Below are 19,040 nucleotides of genomic sequence, written 5' to 3' on the forward strand. Positions count from 1 at the left end.
GGCGGCCTCCCGGAAGGGTCGAACCCGATGCTCACACCTTCAGCGCATACCGACACGTTCTGTCGGGACAATCTTCCGCCCGAGGCGGACTGGCCCGAGTTCGTCGTCGACCTGCCCGAGCTGAGCTACCCCGATCGGCTGAACTGCGCGAGCGCTCTGCTCGATACCGCGGTCACCCGCCTCGGGCGCGATCGCATGTGCCTGGCCACCGGTGACGAGACCTGGACCTATGGTGATCTCCTCGACCGGGCGAATCAGATCGCGCATGTGCTGACCACCGATTTCGGCCTGATTCCCGGCAACCGGGTTCTGCTGCGCTCGCCCAGCACCCCTTGGCTGGTGGCGTGCTGGTTCGGAGTCGTCAAAGCGGGCGGGGTCGTAGTGACGACGATGCCGCTGTTGCGGGCGGCAGAACTGTCGAAACTGATCGAGCTGACCCGCCCTGCGGTCGCGCTGTGCGACAGCCGGTTGCTCGACGAACTGTCCGCCGCGGATCCATCACTGATGGTTGTCCCTGTCGGCGGTGCGGCCGCGGGCGACCTGACCGTTCGGACGAGCACGAAATCTGTTGTGTATCAGGATGTCGAGACCGCCGCCGACGATGTCGTACTGCTCGCGCCTACTTCTGGAACGACCGGTGTGCCGAAGGTGACGATGCACTTCCACCGGGATGTGCTCGCCATCACCGACACCTTTTCCGCGCAGGTTGTCGCACCGCGGCCGGACGATGTATTCACCGGTACACCCCCGCTGGCCTTTACCTTCGGTCTCGGTGCGTTGGTGATCTTTCCGCTGCGAGTCGGGGCATCGGTCGTGCTGCTCGAGAAGTTCGATCCGGACGCGCTCGTCGATGCTGTGGAGAAGTTCTCGGTCACGGTGCTCTTCACCGCGCCGACCGCTTACCGGGCGCTGCTCGCACGCGCGGACTTGGACCGGCTGGCGTCCCTGCGACGCTGTGTCTCGGCCGGTGAGCACCTACCCGAGTTCGTTTTCACCAGGTTCCTGGAGCGAACCGGCATCAAGCTTGTGGACGGCATCGGAGCAACCGAGTTGTTGCACGTCTTCGTCTCCGCGGCCGACGACGATATCCGGCCTGGCGCGACCGGTCGCGCCGTGCCCGGCTTCCGGGTCGAGCTCCAGGACGACGATGGCCGACCCGTCCCGGACGGTACGCCGGGCCGGCTGGCGGTCAAAGGCCCGACCGGATGCCGGTACCTCGCCGATCCGCGCCAGCACACGTATGTCCGCAACGGGTGGAATCTGACCGGCGATACCTGTACCCGCGATGCGGACGGCTACTTCTGGTACCACGCCCGCAATGACGACATGATCGTCTCCGCTGGCTACAACATCGGCCCCGCGGAGGTCGAGGGCGCCCTCGATCGGCATCCGGACGTCGTCGAGTGCGGCGTGATCGGCATCCCGGACGACGCCCGCGGCACGATCGTGCACGCCGCCGTGGTCCTGCGCGCCGGTGTTGCCGGCGATGCGGGGAAGGTCCAGGAATTGCAGGACTTCGTCAAACACACTGTGGCGCCGTACAAATACCCACGCAGTGTCGAGTTCGTCGACAGTCTGCCGCGCAACCCCAGTGGGAAATTACAGCGGTCCAAGATCGCGGAACGCTGGGGCGCAGCCGAATGACCGCGGTCATCGTCGAACGGCTCGTCGACTGGCAGGATACCGACGCCGCCGGGCACTACCACCACAGCACCGTCATCCGCTGGGTGGAGGCGGCCGAAGCCGCGTTACTGGAAGCGCGGGGCCTGCGCTGGTTGTTCGGCACTATCCCGCGGGTTCGCTATGAAGTGGACTATCTCGACAGGCTGTGGTTCGGCGACACCGCGTCGATCGAATTGACCGTCGGCAAGATCGGGCGCTCTTCGGTCCGGTACGACTTCGTGATCCGACGGATCGCCGCTGAGCACGGGCTGGATGACGCCGTTGCCCGGACCGTCGCGGCGCGCGGTGCGCTGACCGCGGTGTACGCGCCGGACTCCCAGGGCGGCGCCCGTCCCTGGCCCACCGACACCGCCGCCGCATTGGGCGGGGAATCCGCGTCGGAAACTGCTGGCGCCGACACGAAAACAATTGCGTTGCAACCGACCCCGATCCTGGAAGTGTGAGGCACTCATGCGTATCGCTGTGATTGGCGGTGGACCTGCGGGTCTGTATTTCTCCGCCTTGATGAAACAATTGGACCCGGCCCATGAGGTCACGGTCTGGGAGCGCAATGCTCCCGATGACACCTTCGGTTTCGGAGTGGTGTTCTCGGACGAGACTCTCGGCGGCATCGAGCACGCCGATGAGGTGGTCTACAACCGGATGAGCGAGCGGTTTGCCCGCTGGAGCGACATCGATATCAGCTACCGCGGTGAGGTTCGGACCTCGGGCGGCCAGGGTTTCGCCGCCATGAGCCGCAAACAGCTGTTGCAGATTCTGCAGGAACGGTGCCTCGAGCTGGGAGTGACCGTTCATTTCCGCCAGCCCGCACCGGACGTCGGCGAGCTCGCGGCCACGTATGACCTCGTGCTGGCCTCGGACGGTATCAACTCCGCCGTGCGCGATCGCTATGCGGACGTTTTCGAGCCCTCGCTGGATCATCGGCACAACAAGTACATCTGGTTGGCGACGGATCGGGTTTTCGAGGCGTTCGAGTTCTTTGTCAAGCACACGCCGCACGGAGTGATGCAGGTGCACGGCTACCCCTACGGCGCGGCCGGGAGCACCTTCATCGTCGAGATGCACGAATCTGTGTGGCAGCGGGCCGGATTCCAGGAATTCGCCGCCGGTGATTTCGCTCCCGGCGAGAACGATGAGCAGTCGATAGCTGTGCTGCGGGAGATCTTCGCCGAGGAACTCGACGGGCACGCCCTGCTGGGCAACAATTCGCGCTGGATCACCTTCCGAACTGTTCGTAACAAGCGCTGGCGTAACGGCAATATCGTCCTCATGGGTGACGCGGCGCACACCGCGCACTTCTCCATCGGGTCCGGCACCAAGCTGGCGATGGAGGATGCGCTGGCCCTGGCCGCGTGTCTGCACGAGAACGTTTCGGTGGCAGTGGGACTGGAAGCCTATGAGGCGGAGCGGCGTCCGGTGGTCGAGTCGCTGCAGCGTGCCGCGCAGGCCAGTCTGGAGTGGTTCGAATCGATCGGGCAGTACACCGATCAACACCCTGACCAGTTCGCGTTCAACCTGCTCACGCGCAGCCGCCGCATCACCTACGACAACCTGCGAATGCGCGATGACGATTTCGTCGAAGCGATCGACGGCTGGTACTTGTCGGCCCAGACCGACACCGCCAACGAGGTACCCCGCCCTCCGATGTTCTATCCCTTGAAGCTCAAGGATGTCGACATACCCAACCGCATCCTGGTCTCGCCGATGGATATGTACTCCGCGGTCGACGGCGTTCCCAGCGACTTCCATCTGGTTCATCTGGGCAGCAAGGCGCTCGGCGGCGCGGGGCTGGTCATGACGGAAATGGTGTGTGTGTCGCCCGAGGGGCGTATCACGCCGGGATGCGGCGGTCTTTACACTGCGGAGCAGGAGAAAGCCTGGGCTCGCATCGTGGACTTCGTCCACGCCGATACCCGCGCGAAGATCGGTGTCCAACTCGGGCACTCCGGTCGCAAGGGCGCGACGAAGGTCATGTGGGAGGGAATCGACGATCCCCTCGACACCGGCGGCTGGGAAACGGTCGGTCCGTCGGCGATACCGTACGGGCCGGACAGCCGCACCCCGCGCGAGCTCACCCGCACCGAGATGGACGAGATCACCGCGCAATTCGTCGAGTCTGCACAGGCCGCGGCTCGGGCCGGGTTCGATGTGCTGGAGTTGCACTGTGCGCACGGGTACCTGTTGTCGTCGTTCCTGTCGCCGCTGGCCAATCACCGCATCGATGAGTTCGGCGGTTCACTGGAGAACCGGCTGCGGTTCCCGCTGCGGATCTTCGACGCGATTCGGCAGGTGTGGCCGGCCGACCGGCCGCTATCGGTGCGCATCTCGGCTACGGACTGGGCCGAGGGCGGCAATACTCTCGACGACGCCGTCGCGATCGCGCGCGCCTTCGCTGAACACGGTGTCGACCTGCTGCACGTGTCCTCGGGCCAAGTGGTCAAGCACGAGGAGCCCGCTTATGGCCGCAGTTACCAGACGCCGTTCGCCGACCGCATCCGTCAGGAAGTCGGCGTGCCACAGGGTGTTGCGGTGATCGCGGTCGGAGCGATCTCCTCCTATGACGACGTCAATTCAGTGTTGCTCGCGGGCCGCGCCGACTTGGTCGCCATCGGTCGCGCACATCTGTGGGATCCGCAGTGGACGCTGCACGCGGCGGCCGAACAGGGCTACCGCGGTGATGCCGCGCAATGGCCGGCGCCATTCCGGGCAGGCAATCGGAGGCCGCCCACCGGCCGCACCGATGGCCCGCCGCCCCGTCTGCAGCTCATCCGCGAAGCGCAACAGGCAGCGCAAGGCGGGCGTCGCTGGCGACCGGCGCCACCGGTGGCGGTGCACTGACGACGTACGGCGATATGTCGAGAACCGTTGTGGGCAAATACTTCTGAAATCCGGGAAGCCGACTGCCCGCAACGGTTCGGTCCATGCGAGTCGGCGTTGATCGGGCCCCGAAGATAGACCGCGAGCTACGCGCAGTGTCGAAGCCGGATGTCGAAGTCGGCGCTTCGGAGAACGGGCGCCGCCGGATCGGCTTCCCAGGGGGAAGTTCATGGGCCGGCACGCTGGATCGATAAGTCCACCGCAGGCAAGGCACTCGCGCGCGGTGGGTTCGGGAGGGCCACGTGGTGCGTTCCGGTGAGGGGGTGTCCATCCACCGGCCTCAGGCCGTCCCGGAGTTCGTCCTGATAGGCGTCCATCTCGGCGGTGAGGTGGTCGAGGAGGGACGGGCTGGTGAAGAAGCCGTCCTCGTGGCCGTCGATCTTCAGTCCGCGACGACGGTGGCGCACTGGGCGGGCGCCTGGGCGACGGCGTTTACGAACATATCGTCGCGGCCGTCCGCGAACGAGACCCGCAAGCTGCCCGTGACGCGATGCGCGAACATCTCGACCACGTGCGTCGCGTCCTGCTCGGCAACAACCTATGACTATCGACAGGAACTGGAGGCTCGGTGTTGACCCCGACGAGATGAGTGATTCCAGGCGGTGGGTCCGACCGCTGGTCAGTGGTCGAAGGCGGTCAGTGACCGGTGGATCGGTGCGTTGGTGGTGCCGTTGTGCCAGGTCGCGGCGGTGAGCGCAACCAGGCGTTGCCGGATGCGGACGCAGACACCGGCGACGGTGCGACCGCCGTGGCGTTCGAGGTCGAGCTGGACCTCGAGGGTCTGGTTGATCGACGCGACTACCTGCCGCAACGGTCATCTCGCCCGGCCTACATGCCGGGCTCCACCCGGGGCGACCGGCGTTACTCTTGAGGTGCATCATCGAGAGGTAATAGTGGCGCCTGTCGGCCGTGGCCTGGACGGGATGAATCGGTGTAGTCGATGAGCGACGTCGATCCATTCCCGACGCAACGCGACGTGTCCGGTTCGGTCGTAGCGGAGCTCGCGACGGCCGGGTTCGATCACGCCGAGGAGGTCGGCCGTGGCGGTTTCGGCGCTGTCTACCGCTGCACGCAGGGCTCGCTGGACCGTATCGTGGCGGTCAAGGTGCTGACCGCCGATCTCGACGAGGACAATCAGGCGCGCTTCTTTCGCGAACAGCGCGCAGCGGGAAGGCTGACCGGGCACCCTAACGTCGTCAACGTCCTGCAGGTCGGCACAACCTGTAGCGGTCGTCCCTTCATCGTTATGCCGTACTACCCTCACGGCTCTCTCGACGCGCGGATCCGCCGCAACGGACCGCTCACGCTGCAGGAAGCGCTGCGGCTCGGGGTGAAGATGGCCGGCGCATTGGAAACCGCGCATCGATTCGGAGTGCTACATCGTGACGTCAAGCCGGCAAATATCCTCTTCAACGACTACGGCGAGCCAGCGCTGACGGACTTCGGAATCGCCCATATCGAGGGCGGGTTCGTCACCGCTACCGGGATCTTGACCGGTACACCGGCGTTCACTGCTCCAGAAGTGGTGGCTGGCGAGCCACCGAGTCCCGCCACGGATGTCTACGGCCTGGGTGCGACGTTGTTCGCTGCGGTCACCGGTCACGCCGCGTTCGAACGACGCAGCGGCGAGCAGTTGGTGGCCCAGTTCCTCAGGATTACCGCCGAGCCCGTCCCGGCCCCGCGTGATCACGGCATTTCCGAGGATGCCAGCACCATCATCGAGAGTGCCATGTCCAGTGACCCGGCGGGGCGCCCCTCTGCGGCGGGACTGGGAGAACAACTCCAGGCATCACAACTCCGCCATGGTTTCCCTGTCGATGAGATGGCCCTGTACACGACATCCGAAGCAGAGCAAGCAGCCGGACTCGCGAAGTCCATCGCCCCAAAGCACGCGTCGCACGCGCGTCGGCCGTCGGAGACGCCTTCGGATACAGGCCGGACCGGTAGGCTCCCGCTGGAGTTGACCAGCTTCGTCGACCGTCGCACGGAGCTCACCCAGGCGAAGCACTTGTTGTCGACCTCGCGGTTGGTGACGTTGACCGGGATCGGCGGGGTTGGCAAGACGCGGCTGGCGATCCGGGTCGCCACCGATATGCAACGCGATTTCCCCGACGGCGTCACCTTTGTGGAGTTGGGCGAGCTGCATGACGAGTCGCTGTTGGAAGGTGTCGTGGCGGCCGCCCTGGGGTTGCAAGACCGGTCGGCAAGGCCGCTGCACGAGGCGCTAGTCGACTTCCTCACCCCTCGGAAATTGTTGCTTGTGCTGGATAATTGCGAGCAGATGGTGGCAGCGATGGCGAAGCTCGCCGAATCCCTGCTTCTCGCGTGTGCTGGTCTGCGGATTCTCGCGACAAGTCGCGAGCCGATCGGCCTGGGCGGGGAAGCGGTACTGCCTATTCCCCCGCTCGCTGTCCCCGATCCCGATCGGCTGCCAGGGCGCCTACCCCGTAGCGACGCGATGACACTGTTCTCCGAACGGGCTGCCGCAGCTGTCGCGGGGTTCGAGCTCACCGAGGACAACAAGGTCACCATCGCCCGAATCTGTCAGCGGCTGGATGGGTTGCCGTTGCCGATCGAGTTGGCGACGGCCCGGTTGCGGGCGATGTCGCCGGAACAGATTCTGCAGCGGTTGACCGATCGGTTCGCATTGCTGACCCGCGGCAGCAGGAGCGCCCCGTCGCGGCAGCAGACGTTGCGTATGTGTATCGACTGGAGCTACGACCTGTGCACCTCGGCCGAACAACGCGTGTGGGCTCGGCTGTCGGTGTTCGCTGGCAGCTTCGAACTCGAGGCCGCGCAATATGTCGGGGGTGATGGCCTTGCGGCAGAGGATTTCCTGGACACGGTGGCATTCCTCGTCGACAAGTCGATTCTGACACGGCAGGAGTCGGGTGCCGCGGTACGGTTCGGGATGCTCGAGACCGTCCGCGACTACGGCCTCGAGAAGGCTGAGGAGACCGGCGAGTACCGTGAACTTCGCCGCTGCCATCGAGACTGGTATGAACAGTTCGCGCTGGATGCGGAAGCCGACTGGCTCAGTTCCCGGGAGCTCGAGTGGATAACCAGGTTCGGCCGGGAGCTACCGAATCTGCGGCAGGCGATGGAATTCAGCCTCTCCGACAGTCCCGAAGCCGGAATTCGGATCGCGACTGCTCTCTTCCCCTTCTGGCACTCTCACGGTTCGCTCACTGAGGGGCGGCGCTGGTTGGACCGTTTTCTGGCATGCCAGACGGGGCCGGCTACCGTCGACCGGGCCGCGGCGCTGTGCCTGGGCGTCTATCTGGCCGGAATACAGGGCGACGTCGATGCGATGGCCGCTCCCATGCGCGAGGGGCGAGCACTCACCGAGCAGACGATCGACCTTTTAACCCGCGCACACGTCGATCTCGCCGCCGGACTTCTCTCGCTGTTCCGTGGGAATCCTGCCGACGCACGCTCGCATCTCGAGAAAGCCGTCCAGGGGTACGCCCAGGTGCATGCCGAACGAGGTGTCCCCTTATTCCAGCTCATGGCCTTGGGGGTCTTGGGGTTCACGTACGCGCTGCTCGAGAACACGGAGAAGTCAATCGAATGCTACGAGCGCGCGCTCGCGATTACCGAGGAGCGCGGAGAATCAAGCTTTCGGTCGTACACGCTGTGGGCGCGGGCCATTGTGGTGTGGCGGCAAGGTGATCACATCCGAGCAACTCGACAACTCGGGCAGGCACTGAATGCAGGGCGCAGAGTCCGAGACCGCCTGAACGCGACCCAGTGCCTGCAGGCCTTGGCATGGATCGCCGCCGACAGAAACGATGCTCAGCGAGCGGTCGTGTTGACAGCGGCCGCAGAGCAGCTCGGCCAATCGGTGGGGAGTCCACCTGTGCTCTTCCCGAACCTGCGCGTCTACCAGGACGAATGCGAACGCAAAACCCGACGATTGATGAGTGAGCAGAGCTTCGCGGCGGCTCGCCGACAGGGCGCCGCACTCAGTTTCGACGACGCCATCGCCTACGCGCTCGGTGAACGCGTCTCGACAACGCCGACGTCCACCACTGGTGGCAAACTGACCAAACGCGAGGGTGAGGTCGCCGAACTGGTCGCCGAAGGGCTGACCAATCGGGAGATCGCCGCTCGCCTAGTGATCTCGCCGCGCACCGCAGAACGCCATGTCGAGCACCTTCTCACGAAGCTGGGATTCACCTCACGGACACAGATCGCGGCATGGATCGCTGAATCGCGAAACAATCTTTCCGGCACACGAGCGGACGACCCCGACTTTTGATCAGTCACAGATAGTCGGCCGGGTTCGAATTGAATCCCCCCGGCGAGTCCGGGGACTTTGATGTGCCCCGGGTTTGCCGGAGTCGGTCTGCTTGAATTCTGGTCACGACATCGTCGAAGGAGACTTGTTCGTGGCGAAGCGCTATCCCGAGGAGTTCCGTCGCAAGGTGCTCGATCTGGTCGCTGCCGGTCGTCCGGTAGCGCAGGTCGCCGCTGATCTCGATATCAGTGATCAGACGATCTATACCTGGCGCAAACAGGAGTTGATCGACACCGGCCAGGTGCCGGGCCTGACGCGGGGCGAGCAGTCCGAGCTGAGCGCGGCCAAGAAGCGGATTCGAGAGCTAGAGAACGAGGTTGCGATCCTGAGAAGGGCTCGTGAGCTGCTGTCGGAGCCGAACGACCCAAAGGCGATACGCGGCGATAGCCACGATGGCGTCGGAAGGTTTGCCGGTACAGGCCGCGTGCCGGCTGCTGGATGTGTCGGAGTCCGGGTTCTATGAGTGGCGCTCGCGCCCGCCATCGAACCGGGACTTGCGCCACGCCTGGCTGACCGACCAGATCCGCGCCGTGCGCACCGCGTCGCGCGGCGTCTACGCCGCGATGCGTGTTCACGCCGAGCTCACCCTCGGCCTCGGACTGACCGTTGGTCACGGCCAAATCGAGATGCTGATGGCCCGCGCCGGGCTCAAGGGCTTGCCCGGCAACCGGCGCCCGAGACCGCGTCACGAGACCCCGACCGCGGGCGATTGGTCACGGCCAAACGTCCGATGAGTTGACGACGGATCTGAGCATCGGTTGCTGGCCGGAATGGTCTGGCCTTCAAAGGGGATAGCGAATGCGTTCAGGAGTGACTTCGACGCCAGCCGAAAATGAGTGGAATCTGCAGCGGTGTGAAACCCACGATGGTGTGATTACAGACTTCTCTGAACTTGGCAACTTGAGCGGTAGTCCCGCGAGTGATCGCCCGCCAACGGTGACCGCTGATAAGGGAGCCAATCGGTAGCAGTGGAACGGCAGGTTCCGTCGTCCGGTGTCCTCGGCGGTGCGTATGCGGTCCTCGCAGCGGGCGCGGCGGCGGTGGCGCAGTTCCAGGTCGGGGAGTTGACCACTGGTGGTGTTGGTGACGAACGCGGTCAACCTGAGTCCGTCCCGGTCGGTGAACCGCAGTTGAGCACCGGGATGGGGGCGTTCTTTCCTGACCATCAGGCGCGCGGTGCCAAACCCGGCCGCCACCGCCACTGCCGCCGCGGCACAGTCGGCGGCGTCGTCCTGTCTGCAAGCTGGGATACCGCGACTATGGCTGGCGTGCCACCGTAGTCGGCTTCGTCTCCGAGAGCCCCGACGTCATCCACACTGTGTTCTTTGATGAAGGCATGAAGATGTTCCACGTACGGGTGGCAAGCCGCAATCGCCGCGGCCGTCTAGAGCTCCTTGAGTGCCGCCGCAGTCTCGGAGAGGATGTCATCGGAGAAGTCGACGTCGCTGACAGCTCGCGCCATGGCTATGGCGCCGACCAGCGCGCTGAGTACTAAGCAGGCGCGACGTCGATCGGCAGCGGCGTCCGAACTCGGCGTCAACCCGGCGAAAAGCTCGAGATACTGCTCGACTTGCTGACCGTAAGCCAGGCGGGTTCGATCATCCGCGCGCGAAATATCTTGAGCCAACCCGGCCACCGCGCATCCGGCCTCGGGATGGGCGCGGTGGGCATGACTTAGGTAGTCGTCGACGATCGCCTCGAACGCCTGTCTGCCGCCTTCCTCGGCCGTGCCCATAGTCCGTGCGCTTCCCTGGACCAAGGCGCGCTCCACCGCGGCACCGACCAATTCCTCTCGGGACTTGAAATGTCGGTAGAAGCCACCATGGGTCAGGCCGGCTTCCTGCATCACCTCTGCTACCCCGACGCCGTTGATGCCACTACGGCGCATTCGGGTCGCAGCGATGTTGACGATGCGGTCGTGGCTTGCCGCCTTGTCGGCCTGCGAACTACCCACGAATAGACCTCCGAGCCTGATCCGACATCAGTCTGATACCGGCGAACTTAACTTTTACCCTGTGCAGCCGAACGTACGCCATGGCTGTGGCCGTCCTCAGGTGAGCCGCTCTGGGTGTCAATTGGAGTCACCGCCAAGATCGCCGAGGTGATGGCCGAAGCGTGCTTCGAAGTCGGGACCCACTTCGCCTGCTCGATGGCGGATTCGGGCCCCCCTCTGCTGCACAGTGGGCCAGGAGAATGCGTCGAGGAATGCGTCTTGTGTCTGCACCAGATCCTCAGCGGAGGGCAGTGTGTTGCGGTTGATCAACCGCTTGGCCTCAGCGAGCGCAGGCTTGTCGAACGACGCGATGCGCCTGGCAAGGTTGTCGACGTAGGCGTCGAGCTCGTCGTCGGGGAACGCGCGGTTCACCCAGCCGTAGTTCTCCGCGGTTGCTGCGTCGAAGTCGTCACTGCCGAGGACGATTTCGAGTGCCCTGGCCCGTCCGACGAGCAGAGGCAGGCGCTCGATGCCGCCACCTCCCGGGAAGACGCCCGCCCCGACTTCGATCTGCGCGAAGATCGCTCGCTCCAGACTGGCGAAACGCATGTCACATGCCAGGGCGATCTCAGACCCCCCGCCGCGTGTGCGACCGCGGATGGACGCGATGGTTACGACCGGGGAGGTGGCCAGCCGTGTCGTGGTGTCGATGAACGTCGGCAGACCAGTCGGCCCGGGCGCCAAGGGGAACTCGACGAACCGGGAGACGTCGTAGTGATTGATGAAGAAGTCGGGGTCAGCGCTGTCGAACACAACGACCCGCAGCGTGTCGTCGGACTCGATGAGACCGACGACACGCTGTAGCTCGAGGAGGGTGTCTGTATCCGACAAGTTGATCGGCGGATTGCTGAACGTCACCCTCCAATATCCCGGCGCTGCCTCGGTGATCGTGAACTGGGTCAATGATTCGGCCATCGGAAGGATTCCTTCATTCTCGGGCGCTGCGCACCCGAAGCGGAGTGCAGCGCATGTGGCGACCTGCAATCAGGATTATGCACATCATCTTGATTGTCAATGGACGCCCTGCGGCGCCGCTCGCCCGCCGGGCGTGCGAGTTGGGTAGCGGATCCGGGATCGCCCATCAGTGCGGATAGTGGGAAGGCTCGCCACTCCGGCGCATCGGCTTCTGTGTTCGTAGGTCCGGTCCACCCGTTCGGGCCGCCGTCCGCATCAGTAGCGAAATCGGTCGAATCGGCTCGGGCTGATCACGTCGCCGGCATGGGCGGCATGAGGTCCGCCGTCGTCGTCGTTGGGCTGTTCGAGCCTTCGGGATTCACATTGCCTTCGCAAGGGCTTGCGACGCGGTTGCCCGAGGGGTCGTTCCTCAGGCGATGTGTGCCGGAAGTGTTCGGTGTCGCAGCCCATTTGGCGATTGACAATCAGGATGATGCGCATCATCCTGATTCTGACGACGAATCGAGGCCACGTTCAACAGCTGGACAAGCGAGTTGGACAGCGGAGCCACTGATTGCAACAACTGAGGAGTCCAACATGACCACTGCCACACAATCACTCGGCATCGACGCGGAACGTCTATCGCTTCTTCCGGCGGCCATCAAGTCCGACATCGACGCCGAGAAATACGACGGGGCAGTGGTCCTGGTCGCCCGGCGTGGTGAGGTCATTCTCCACGAGGCGATCGGATATGCCGACCGGGCAGCCGGGCGCCCAATGCAACTCGACTCGGTCTTCGTCACGCTGTCGATGTTCAAGACGATGACCAACGCCGCTGTGCTCCAATTCATCGATCGCGGTCAGATTTCCTTCACTACGCAGGTCCGCGAGGTCATTCCCGAATACGCGGCAAATGGCAAGGGCAACACCACCATTGCCGATCTGCTGTTGCACAAGGCAGGGCTGCCCCTGGGCGCGCCTCTTCCGCCGGAAGTATTGGGCGACATCCAGGCGACCACTGCCGCTGTGTGCAAGATGGTTCCACAGTCCGTTCCCGGGACGACCATCAGCTATTCGGCGGTGGTCGGACACAGTGTCCTCGCTGAGATCGTGCGCCGATTGGACGGCGGCAGCCGTACGTTCGGTCGAATCTTGCACGACGACTTGCTCGAACCACTCGGCATGTCCGACACCTCACTCGGTGCCGGGCTGCGGGCAGACCTCGCCGATCGAGCGGTTCCCGTGATCGTCCGTGACCGCGGGGCCGCCCTGTTCGATCCAGCAATGCTGGAGGGTGTCGCTGTCGCGTCGGCGATCGAGGGGGTCGAGATTCCGGCAGGTGGCGCGTTTACCACCGCGACGGACTGGCTCCGATTCGCCGAGGCCTTGCGTCGCGGCGGTGAACTCGACGGTGTCCGCGTGCTGAGTCCGGCAATCCTGCGGCTGGCCACCACCGTGGCGACAGGTGATCTCCCGAACAGTCTGTGGGATTACACCCGCCAACAGCGCGGATGGCCCGAATTTCCGGCGAACCTGGGACTGGGCTTCTACGTTCGAGGATCCGCAGCCTTCGTCCATGCGTTCGGGCTTCTCTCTTCGCCAGGAACGTTCGGTGGAGTAGGTTCGGGCTCCACGTGCTTTTGGGTCGATCCGGCCCGTGACATCTCCTACGTCTTTCTCTCCGCAGGCCTGATGGAAGACTCGCGCAGCTCTGAACGGCACCAGCGCTATGCCGACCTCGTCCAGTCGGCCGTCCTGGACTAGACACACTACGGCGAGACTGCGATTTCTTGACGCAGACCTGAAGTGCAAACGATTTCGGCCGCTGTAGTTGTGGCGATGTACTACAGCCGCCGCAACCGGTTCCCTCTACACAGTCGTCGATGCACAGATGTCACCCGCTGACGAGAGAAGAAAAGACGATGATCAACGCACTCACGATGGACGAGCACCCCTTATTGCTGACCACTTTGGTCGAACGGGCGCAGTTGTTTACCGACGCTGACGTGGCTATGCGCCGACCAGACGGTCGTATCGTAAGGTCCAATCTCGGCGAATGTGCCCGTCGCGCAAAACGTCTTGCGACTTCTCTCGCCGACCTCGGAGTCGCCCCGGGGGACCTGGTGGCCACGCTGCTATGGAATCAAACCGAACATCTCGAGTTGTACTTCGCCGTGCCGGCGATGGGCGCGATCCTGCATACACTCAATCCAAGACTGCACCCAGACGAACTAGCGTTCATCGCTGACGACGCCGGCGACTCGGTACTTGTCGTCGATGAATCGCTATGGGATGTCGCTTCAAGCATCATCGAAACCCACTCCTTCAACCATGTCATCGTTGTCACGTCGGGCGAGCCGGTTCCTGACGGAACGATTGCCTACGAATCCTGCATCGCGACAGCAGAACCAATGGTTTGGCCAGCGCTCGACGAGCGTAGCGCGGCGGTGATGTGCTACACCTCGGGCACAACAGGACGCCCCAAAGGCGTCGTCTACTCGCACCGCGCCCTCGTCCTTCACTCGATGGCCGCAGCACTGCCGGACGTCGTGGGGATCTCGATGCAAGACACCGTTCTTCCGGTTGTTCCGATGTTCCACGCAAACGCCTGGGGCTTGCCGTATGCAGCTGCACTCGTTGGTGCGTCGATCATCTTTCCCGGACCTCTGCTTGATCCCGCGAACATTCTTGACTTGCTGGCGAGCGAGCACGTGACCGTGACGGCTGGCGTTCCCACGGTGTGGATGGACATGCTGGCCGCCCTCGACGCGGATCCGCATCGGTGGGATCTGTCACGACTGAACCGGCTGATCGTGGGGGGAGCTGCTGTTCCACGCTCGATGTTCGAGGGTTACGACAAGCACGGCTTGGAAGTGATTCAAGCTTGGGGAATGACCGAGCTGGCGCCGCTGGGAGCGATCTCCCGGCTACCGCGCGAACTCGAGGCCGATGACGATCCTGACGCTGGGTACTCGCATCGAACCAGGCAGGGCACGGCGCTTCCGCTGATCGAGATACGCGCGGTCGACGATACTGGCTCTCCGATCGATTGGGACGACACAGCGGTCGGTGAACTCGAAGTACGCGGACCATGGGTTGCTGCGGCCTATCACAACGGCAGGGGCGCTGACGGCTTCACCGCTGATGGATGGTTCCGCACAGGCGATGTCGTACGCATCGATAGACGAGGGTGTATCCGCATCTGCGACCGCGTGAAGGACTTGGTGAAATCCGGAGGCGAATGGATCTCCTCAGTCGACCTGGAAAATCACCTGATGGATCACCCAGCCGTCGCGGAGGCGGCAGTAATCGCGGTCCCTGACCCCCGGTGGGGCGAGCGTCCACTCGCGGTCGTAGTGCCCCGAAGCGGGCACACCGTCGCATCCGACGAACTCAGAGAACACCTCTCGACCCAGTTCGCGAAATGGCAAGTGCCGGATCGATTCGAGTTCCTCTCCGAGATCCCCCGCACGGCTACTGGCAAGTTTCGCAAAACCGCTCTGCGTGAGCAATTCGCAGACTGACCGGATGTCGGAGTCAATGGCCACTTGTAGGTGGCTCTGGCGCACTTTCGGTGGCGGCGTGCTACTCGACCAAGAGAACACGGCGACGTAGGAGGTCGAAGTTGGCTCTGCCGAACATTTGCCGTTTCAGCATTTTAAAAGTTACGTGGAATCTGGCTCGGGATGATCATGTCTCCCTGGGGTGACCACGGACTTTGGAGGCAGGTTGAGTGGCGCGGTGGCGCTGGTGGAGAAGTGGCCGGTGCTCGGACGGCACGAGCAGGCGGCGGTGTGGCTGGGGATCTGGGTTGATCTCGGGCGGGCGCCGCGGACGATCGATGCCTATGGGCGCGGGCTGGCGGAGTATCTGCTGCTGTGCGAGAGGGAACAGATCGATCCGGTGACCGCGAGCCGCGCTCACGTCGCGGTGTTCGTGCGGGAGTTGACTTCTCGTCCGCACCGGCGTGGTGCGAACGTGGTGTCGATCGACTCCGGGGCCGGGCTGGCGAACGCGACGATTCAGCAGCGGCTGGTGCCGGTCCGGTTGTTTTACGACTATTTGATGGAAGAGGGCCTGCGGCAATCGAATCCGGTAGGCCGGGGCCGATACACGCCGGGTCGGCGGGCCGGTGGCATGCAGCGTGGGCTGGTGCCGCGGCTGACGAAGCTGCCGTGGATTCCGGACGAGCAGCAGTGGCTGTGTGTGCTGAACGTGGCGCGGCACGATTCGATCCGTAATCGGCTGATGCTGGCACTGGCCTACGATGCTGCACTGCGCCGGGAGGAGCTGTGCTCGCTGCGGACCGACGACGTCGATCCGGCTCATCGGATGCTGCGGGTGCGGGCGGAGACGACGAAGAACCGCCTCGAGCGGGTGGTGCCGTATTCGGCATCGACCGGGGTGTTGTTGTCGCAGTATCTGGTTCATCGGTCGGGGATCAGCCGGGCGCGCGGACCGCTGTTCTTGTCGGAGTCCCGGCGCAACCGGGGTGAGCCGCTGAGTTTGTGGATGTGGTCGAAAGTGGTGCGGCGCATCGCAATCGATGCCGGTGTCGCGCAGTTCTCGACGCACACCACCCGGCATCTGTGCTTGACGGATCTGGCACGGATGGGGTGGGAAGTGCATGCGATCGCCGCATTCGCCGGCCACCGGCACACCGACTCCACGCTGCGGTATATCCACCTGTCGGGCCGCGATCTGGCCGACAAGCTCACGCGTGGCATGGACCAGATCCACGCCTGGCGCGTTGCCGCTCTGGCCGGCACCGACCTCGTGGTGGCGCCGTGACCACCGCACCCGCCACCGGCCGCCCTGGCGACGATCCGCGCTGGCGGCCGCCGATCGACCCCGGCCGCTACGACACCGCACCGACACTGCGGGCCGCGGAAAAGGATGCGATCACCGAGCTCGGTGTCGACAACCTGCGCCGCCTGGCCCGCTACGACCCTGGCGCCCGAGGCTGGAAACAGATCCGCCGCTTGCTGCGGCCTCTGGACGACGCCAACGCCGCGATCCATGCTCCGCAGACACCCCACCGACAGCGCGCGATGCTGGACACGACGGCGGTCGTATTGCTGCGCTGCGCTCAGACGGGTAGGTCCTTCTGGTCGTGGACAGACCAGGAGTGGGCCGGACTGATCGGCGGTGATATCCACGAGTTCCGAATCGCGGTCCCGGATTGGGCCGGTGATGAGGTGCGCCCGTACTTGGCCACGCACGCATTCCTGCTGGGCGGGTTCGGTGAGTTCTATCGCCTGGGCGGATTCAGACGTCTTACGTTGGCCTGGAACGTTTTCGGGCGTGATCTGGTCGACGGTGAGATCGGCCGGATCCGGTCGGTGTTGGCCGGGTGGGGCTACCAGCTGGGCCGCGCCGAGGACACGCTGCTGCCGACAGTCGCCTGTCAGGTTCTGCTACTCAACCGAAGCCCTCACCTCGAGGATCTGAATACAGAGCTGTTCGAGTGGATTCGACGCGAACGGCTGCTGCCCGCCGCACGCGGCAACACCCTGCACGCAATGCAGCGCGCGGTCGCCGCTCTGGGATTCTGCGGTCCGCCGCAGCAGCTGACCGGCCGGCACTCGGCACGCGCGACCGGCGGAGCACCCGAATGGGCGGCCATGGTCGACCGGTGGTTCGACATCTCGACGCTGACGCCGCGCGTTCGCGGCAGCGTCCGCTCGATCCTGCTGCGCGTCGGGCGCTGGCTCGAGGCCGAGCATCCCGAAGCGGCCGATCCCGCCAACTGGACCCGCCAAACCTGCGCGACCTGGATCGCCGCGCTGGACCGCATGAAGGTCGGCGACTACGTTCAACGCACCGTGGGGCTCAACGATCGCCTCGGCAAGCCGCTGGAGGCTCCCACGAAGGCGGGACAGATCGCCGCGGTCCGGCGATTCTTCCGGGACTGCCAGGAATGGGAGTGGCTGCCAAGGCATTTCGATCCCAACCGCACACTGGCCACCCCACGCAGCATCGCCGCCCTGCTCGGTCCAGATCCTCGCGTCATCGCCGACGATGTCTGGGCGAAACTGATGTGGGCAGGGTTGAACCTGACTGCTGATGACCTGCCGCAATCCCAGGCCGGGAACTTCTATCCGATGGAACTGGTTCGCGCAGTCACACTGACCTGGCTGTTCTCCGGGCAACGCAGCGACGAGATCGCGCGGCTGCGCGTCGGCTGCATCCGATGGCAACACGACGGGGCACCAATTCCCGGTGACTCCCAACAGATTCTGGCCCGCGACGCGGTCTGCCTGCTCGACGTCCCTACCCACAAGACCGGCACCGCGTTCACCAAACCGGTCGACCCGATCCTCGGCCAGGCCATCGACACCTGGCAGACGATCCGGCCCGACCAGCCGGCATTCGTCGACCGCCGCACCGGACAACACGTCGATCTGCTCTTCGCTGTCCGTGCGCGCCGGATGTCGTCGGCCTACATCAACAACACCGTGATCCCGATGCTTTGCCGCAAAGCCGGAGTCCCCGCCGCCGACGTCCGCGGCAACATCACAAGCCACCGGGCCCGCTCGACCATCGCGAGCCAGCTCTACAACGCCAAAGAACCGATGACCTTGTTCGAGCTGCAGGCGTGGCTCGGTCACCGCTCACCGCAGTCGACCCAGTTCTACGCCAAGATCAGCCCGAACACCCTCACCAAGGCATACGGCGACGCCGGATACTTCACCCGCAACATGCGCACCATCGAAGTCCTCGTCGACCGCGACGCCGTGACCAACGGCGCCGCAGCCGCCGGCGAGCCCTGGCAGCACTACGACCTCGGCCACGGCTACTGCACCTACAGCTTCTTCGAACAATGCCCGCACCGCATGGCCTGCGCCCGCTGCGACTTCTACACCCCGAAGGAATCCAGCAAAAGTCAACTGCTGCAAGCAAAATCGAACCTGCAACGCATGCTCGTCAGCATCCCGCTCACCGACGATGAACAAGCCGCGGTCCACGACGGCCAGACCGCGCTCGACCGGCTGCTGCAACGCCTTGCCGATGTCCCCACGCCATCGGACCAAACACCCCGGGCCGGCACCGCGATCGGCATCCAGCTGCCGATCGTTGGCGTCCGCCACGGACAACGGTCACCGGCTTGACTTTTCAGATTCCACAGAATTGCGCGGTTCACGTTGCCTTCGACAGCACCGCTACTCCATTCCAGCGTGAGGCCGTTACGGACAGCGGGACTATCTCGCTAACGGTGTTTCCGGCGGTTTCTCTCAGTAGGTTTGGGCGTCGGGCCAGCGGTCGGCGAAGGTGATCGCGAATGCGTTGACC

The 19,040-nt window shown here is 64.5% G+C and carries 16 protein-coding genes and 1 pseudogene; 11 read left to right on the plus strand and 6 right to left on the minus strand.

What is annotated here, in order from left to right:
• Positions 1 to 27: 27 nt before the first annotated feature.
• From ACIBI6_RS04020 to ACIBI6_RS04030, 3 genes are read left to right on the plus strand one after another with little or no spacing between them, the layout of a single operon-like run.
• The gene (locus tag ACIBI6_RS04020; protein ID WP_396955236.1) at positions 28 to 1,644 is read left to right on the plus strand and encodes an AMP-binding protein; all 1,617 of its coding nucleotides are present in this window, start codon (positions 28 to 30) and stop codon (positions 1,642 to 1,644) included.
• A complete protein-coding gene (locus ACIBI6_RS04025; RefSeq protein WP_396955237.1) occupies positions 1,641 to 2,126 on the plus strand; it encodes an acyl-CoA thioesterase in 486 nt (161 codons plus the stop codon). Before ACIBI6_RS04020 ends, ACIBI6_RS04025 begins: the two co-directional genes overlap by 4 nt.
• A 7-nt stretch (positions 2,127 to 2,133) precedes the next feature.
• Positions 2,134 to 4,521 carry a bifunctional salicylyl-CoA 5-hydroxylase/oxidoreductase gene (locus tag ACIBI6_RS04030; RefSeq protein ID WP_396955238.1) on the plus strand — a complete coding sequence of 796 codons (2,388 nt, stop codon included), beginning with the start codon at positions 2,134 to 2,136 and terminating at the stop codon, positions 4,519 to 4,521.
• 206 nt (positions 4,522 to 4,727) lie between these two features.
• Here the strand turns inward: ACIBI6_RS04030 and ACIBI6_RS04035 are convergent, their stop codons facing one another.
• Positions 4,728 to 4,967: a hypothetical protein gene (locus tag ACIBI6_RS04035; RefSeq protein WP_396955239.1), complete on the minus strand. Its 240-nt coding sequence runs from the start codon at positions 4,965 to 4,967 to the stop codon at positions 4,728 to 4,730.
• Positions 4,968 to 5,002: 35 nt separating this feature from the next.
• Here ACIBI6_RS04035 and ACIBI6_RS04040 point away from each other — a divergent pair, with 35 nt between their 5' ends.
• Complete coding sequence (locus ACIBI6_RS04040) at positions 5,003 to 5,104, plus strand: hypothetical protein (protein WP_396955269.1); 102 nt, start codon at positions 5,003 to 5,005, stop codon at positions 5,102 to 5,104.
• Positions 5,105 to 5,179: 75 nt separating this feature from the next.
• Here the strand turns inward: ACIBI6_RS04040 and ACIBI6_RS04045 are convergent, their stop codons facing one another.
• On the minus strand, positions 5,180 to 5,371 hold the full coding sequence (locus ACIBI6_RS04045) for a hypothetical protein (protein WP_396955240.1): 192 nt from the start codon (positions 5,369 to 5,371) through the stop codon (positions 5,180 to 5,182).
• 129 nt (positions 5,372 to 5,500) lie between these two features.
• Here ACIBI6_RS04045 and ACIBI6_RS04050 point away from each other — a divergent pair, with 129 nt between their 5' ends.
• The 3 genes from ACIBI6_RS04050 (at position 5,501) to ACIBI6_RS04060 (ending at position 9,594) form a co-directional block, all read left to right on the plus strand.
• On the plus strand, positions 5,501 to 8,821 hold the full coding sequence (locus tag ACIBI6_RS04050) for a protein kinase (protein WP_396955241.1): 3,321 nt from the start codon (positions 5,501 to 5,503) through the stop codon (positions 8,819 to 8,821).
• 130 nt (positions 8,822 to 8,951) lie between these two features.
• Positions 8,952 to 9,323 (plus strand): transposase, encoded by a 372-nt coding sequence (locus tag ACIBI6_RS04055; RefSeq protein WP_396955270.1) that lies wholly within the window; start codon positions 8,952 to 8,954, stop codon positions 9,321 to 9,323.
• Complete coding sequence (locus tag ACIBI6_RS04060) at positions 9,301 to 9,594, plus strand: IS3 family transposase (protein ID WP_396955242.1); 294 nt, start codon at positions 9,301 to 9,303, stop codon at positions 9,592 to 9,594. Before ACIBI6_RS04055 ends, ACIBI6_RS04060 begins: the two co-directional genes overlap by 23 nt.
• 234 nt (positions 9,595 to 9,828) lie before the next feature.
• Here the strand turns inward: ACIBI6_RS04060 and ACIBI6_RS04065 are convergent.
• From ACIBI6_RS04065 to ACIBI6_RS04080, 4 genes and pseudogenes are all read right to left on the minus strand, one after another.
• Positions 9,829 to 10,032, minus strand: a pseudogene (locus ACIBI6_RS04065) (IS1380 family transposase); the annotation flags it as partial.
• A 212-nt stretch (positions 10,033 to 10,244) separates the two neighbouring features.
• Entirely contained in the window at positions 10,245 to 10,814 is a 570-nt protein-coding gene (locus ACIBI6_RS04070; protein WP_364357634.1) for a TetR/AcrR family transcriptional regulator, read from the minus strand.
• 117 nt (positions 10,815 to 10,931) lie between these two features.
• On the minus strand, positions 10,932 to 11,768 hold the full coding sequence (locus tag ACIBI6_RS04075) for an enoyl-CoA hydratase/isomerase family protein (protein WP_364357631.1): 837 nt from the start codon (positions 11,766 to 11,768) through the stop codon (positions 10,932 to 10,934).
• Positions 11,769 to 12,023: 255 nt separating this feature from the next.
• Positions 12,024 to 12,248: a hypothetical protein gene (locus ACIBI6_RS04080; RefSeq protein WP_396955243.1), complete on the minus strand. Its 225-nt coding sequence runs from the start codon at positions 12,246 to 12,248 to the stop codon at positions 12,024 to 12,026.
• Between the two features lie 96 nt (positions 12,249 to 12,344).
• Between ACIBI6_RS04080 and ACIBI6_RS04085 the strand changes: the two genes are divergently transcribed.
• The 4 genes from ACIBI6_RS04085 to ACIBI6_RS04100 all read left to right on the plus strand — a co-directional run bounded on the left by ACIBI6_RS04085 (position 12,345) and on the right by ACIBI6_RS04100 (position 18,859).
• Positions 12,345 to 13,511 (plus strand): serine hydrolase domain-containing protein, encoded by a 1,167-nt coding sequence (locus tag ACIBI6_RS04085; RefSeq protein ID WP_396955244.1) that lies wholly within the window; start codon positions 12,345 to 12,347, stop codon positions 13,509 to 13,511.
• Positions 13,512 to 13,669: 158 nt separating this feature from the next.
• Complete coding sequence (locus tag ACIBI6_RS04090; RefSeq protein ID WP_396955245.1) at positions 13,670 to 15,271, plus strand: long-chain fatty acid--CoA ligase; 1,602 nt, start codon at positions 13,670 to 13,672, stop codon at positions 15,269 to 15,271.
• Between the two features lie 205 nt (positions 15,272 to 15,476).
• Positions 15,477 to 16,538 carry a site-specific integrase gene (locus ACIBI6_RS04095; protein WP_364360312.1) on the plus strand — a complete coding sequence of 354 codons (1,062 nt, stop codon included), beginning with the start codon at positions 15,477 to 15,479 and terminating at the stop codon, positions 16,536 to 16,538.
• Positions 16,535 to 18,859, plus strand: a complete 2,325-nt coding sequence (locus ACIBI6_RS04100; protein WP_364360315.1) for a tyrosine-type recombinase/integrase — start codon at positions 16,535 to 16,537, stop codon at positions 18,857 to 18,859. Before ACIBI6_RS04095 ends, ACIBI6_RS04100 begins: the two co-directional genes overlap by 4 nt.
• Positions 18,860 to 19,040 lie beyond the last annotated feature (181 nt).

Origin of the sequence: Nocardia sp. NPDC050412 (assembly GCF_044458825.1) — a bacterium.
GTDB lineage: Bacteria > Actinomycetota > Actinomycetes > Mycobacteriales > Mycobacteriaceae > Nocardia.

Coding starts and splice junctions, on each gene's coding strand:
- ACIBI6_RS04020 (WP_396955236.1), top strand. CDS start 28: ATGCTCACACCTTCAGCGCATACCGACACGTTCTGTCGGGACAATCTT.
- ACIBI6_RS04025 (WP_396955237.1), top strand. CDS start 1,641: ATGACCGCGGTCATCGTCGAACGGCTCGTCGACTGGCAGGATACCGAC.
- ACIBI6_RS04030 (WP_396955238.1), top strand. CDS start 2,134: ATGCGTATCGCTGTGATTGGCGGTGGACCTGCGGGTCTGTATTTCTCC.
- ACIBI6_RS04050 (WP_396955241.1), top strand. CDS start 5,501: ATGAGCGACGTCGATCCATTCCCGACGCAACGCGACGTGTCCGGTTCG.
- ACIBI6_RS04075 (WP_364357631.1), bottom strand. CDS start 11,768: ATGGCCGAATCATTGACCCAGTTCACGATCACCGAGGCAGCGCCGGGA.
- ACIBI6_RS04080 (WP_396955243.1), bottom strand. CDS start 12,248: ATGCGCATCATCCTGATTGTCAATCGCCAAATGGGCTGCGACACCGAA.
- ACIBI6_RS04085 (WP_396955244.1), top strand. CDS start 12,345: ATGACCACTGCCACACAATCACTCGGCATCGACGCGGAACGTCTATCG.
- ACIBI6_RS04090 (WP_396955245.1), top strand. CDS start 13,670: ATGATCAACGCACTCACGATGGACGAGCACCCCTTATTGCTGACCACT.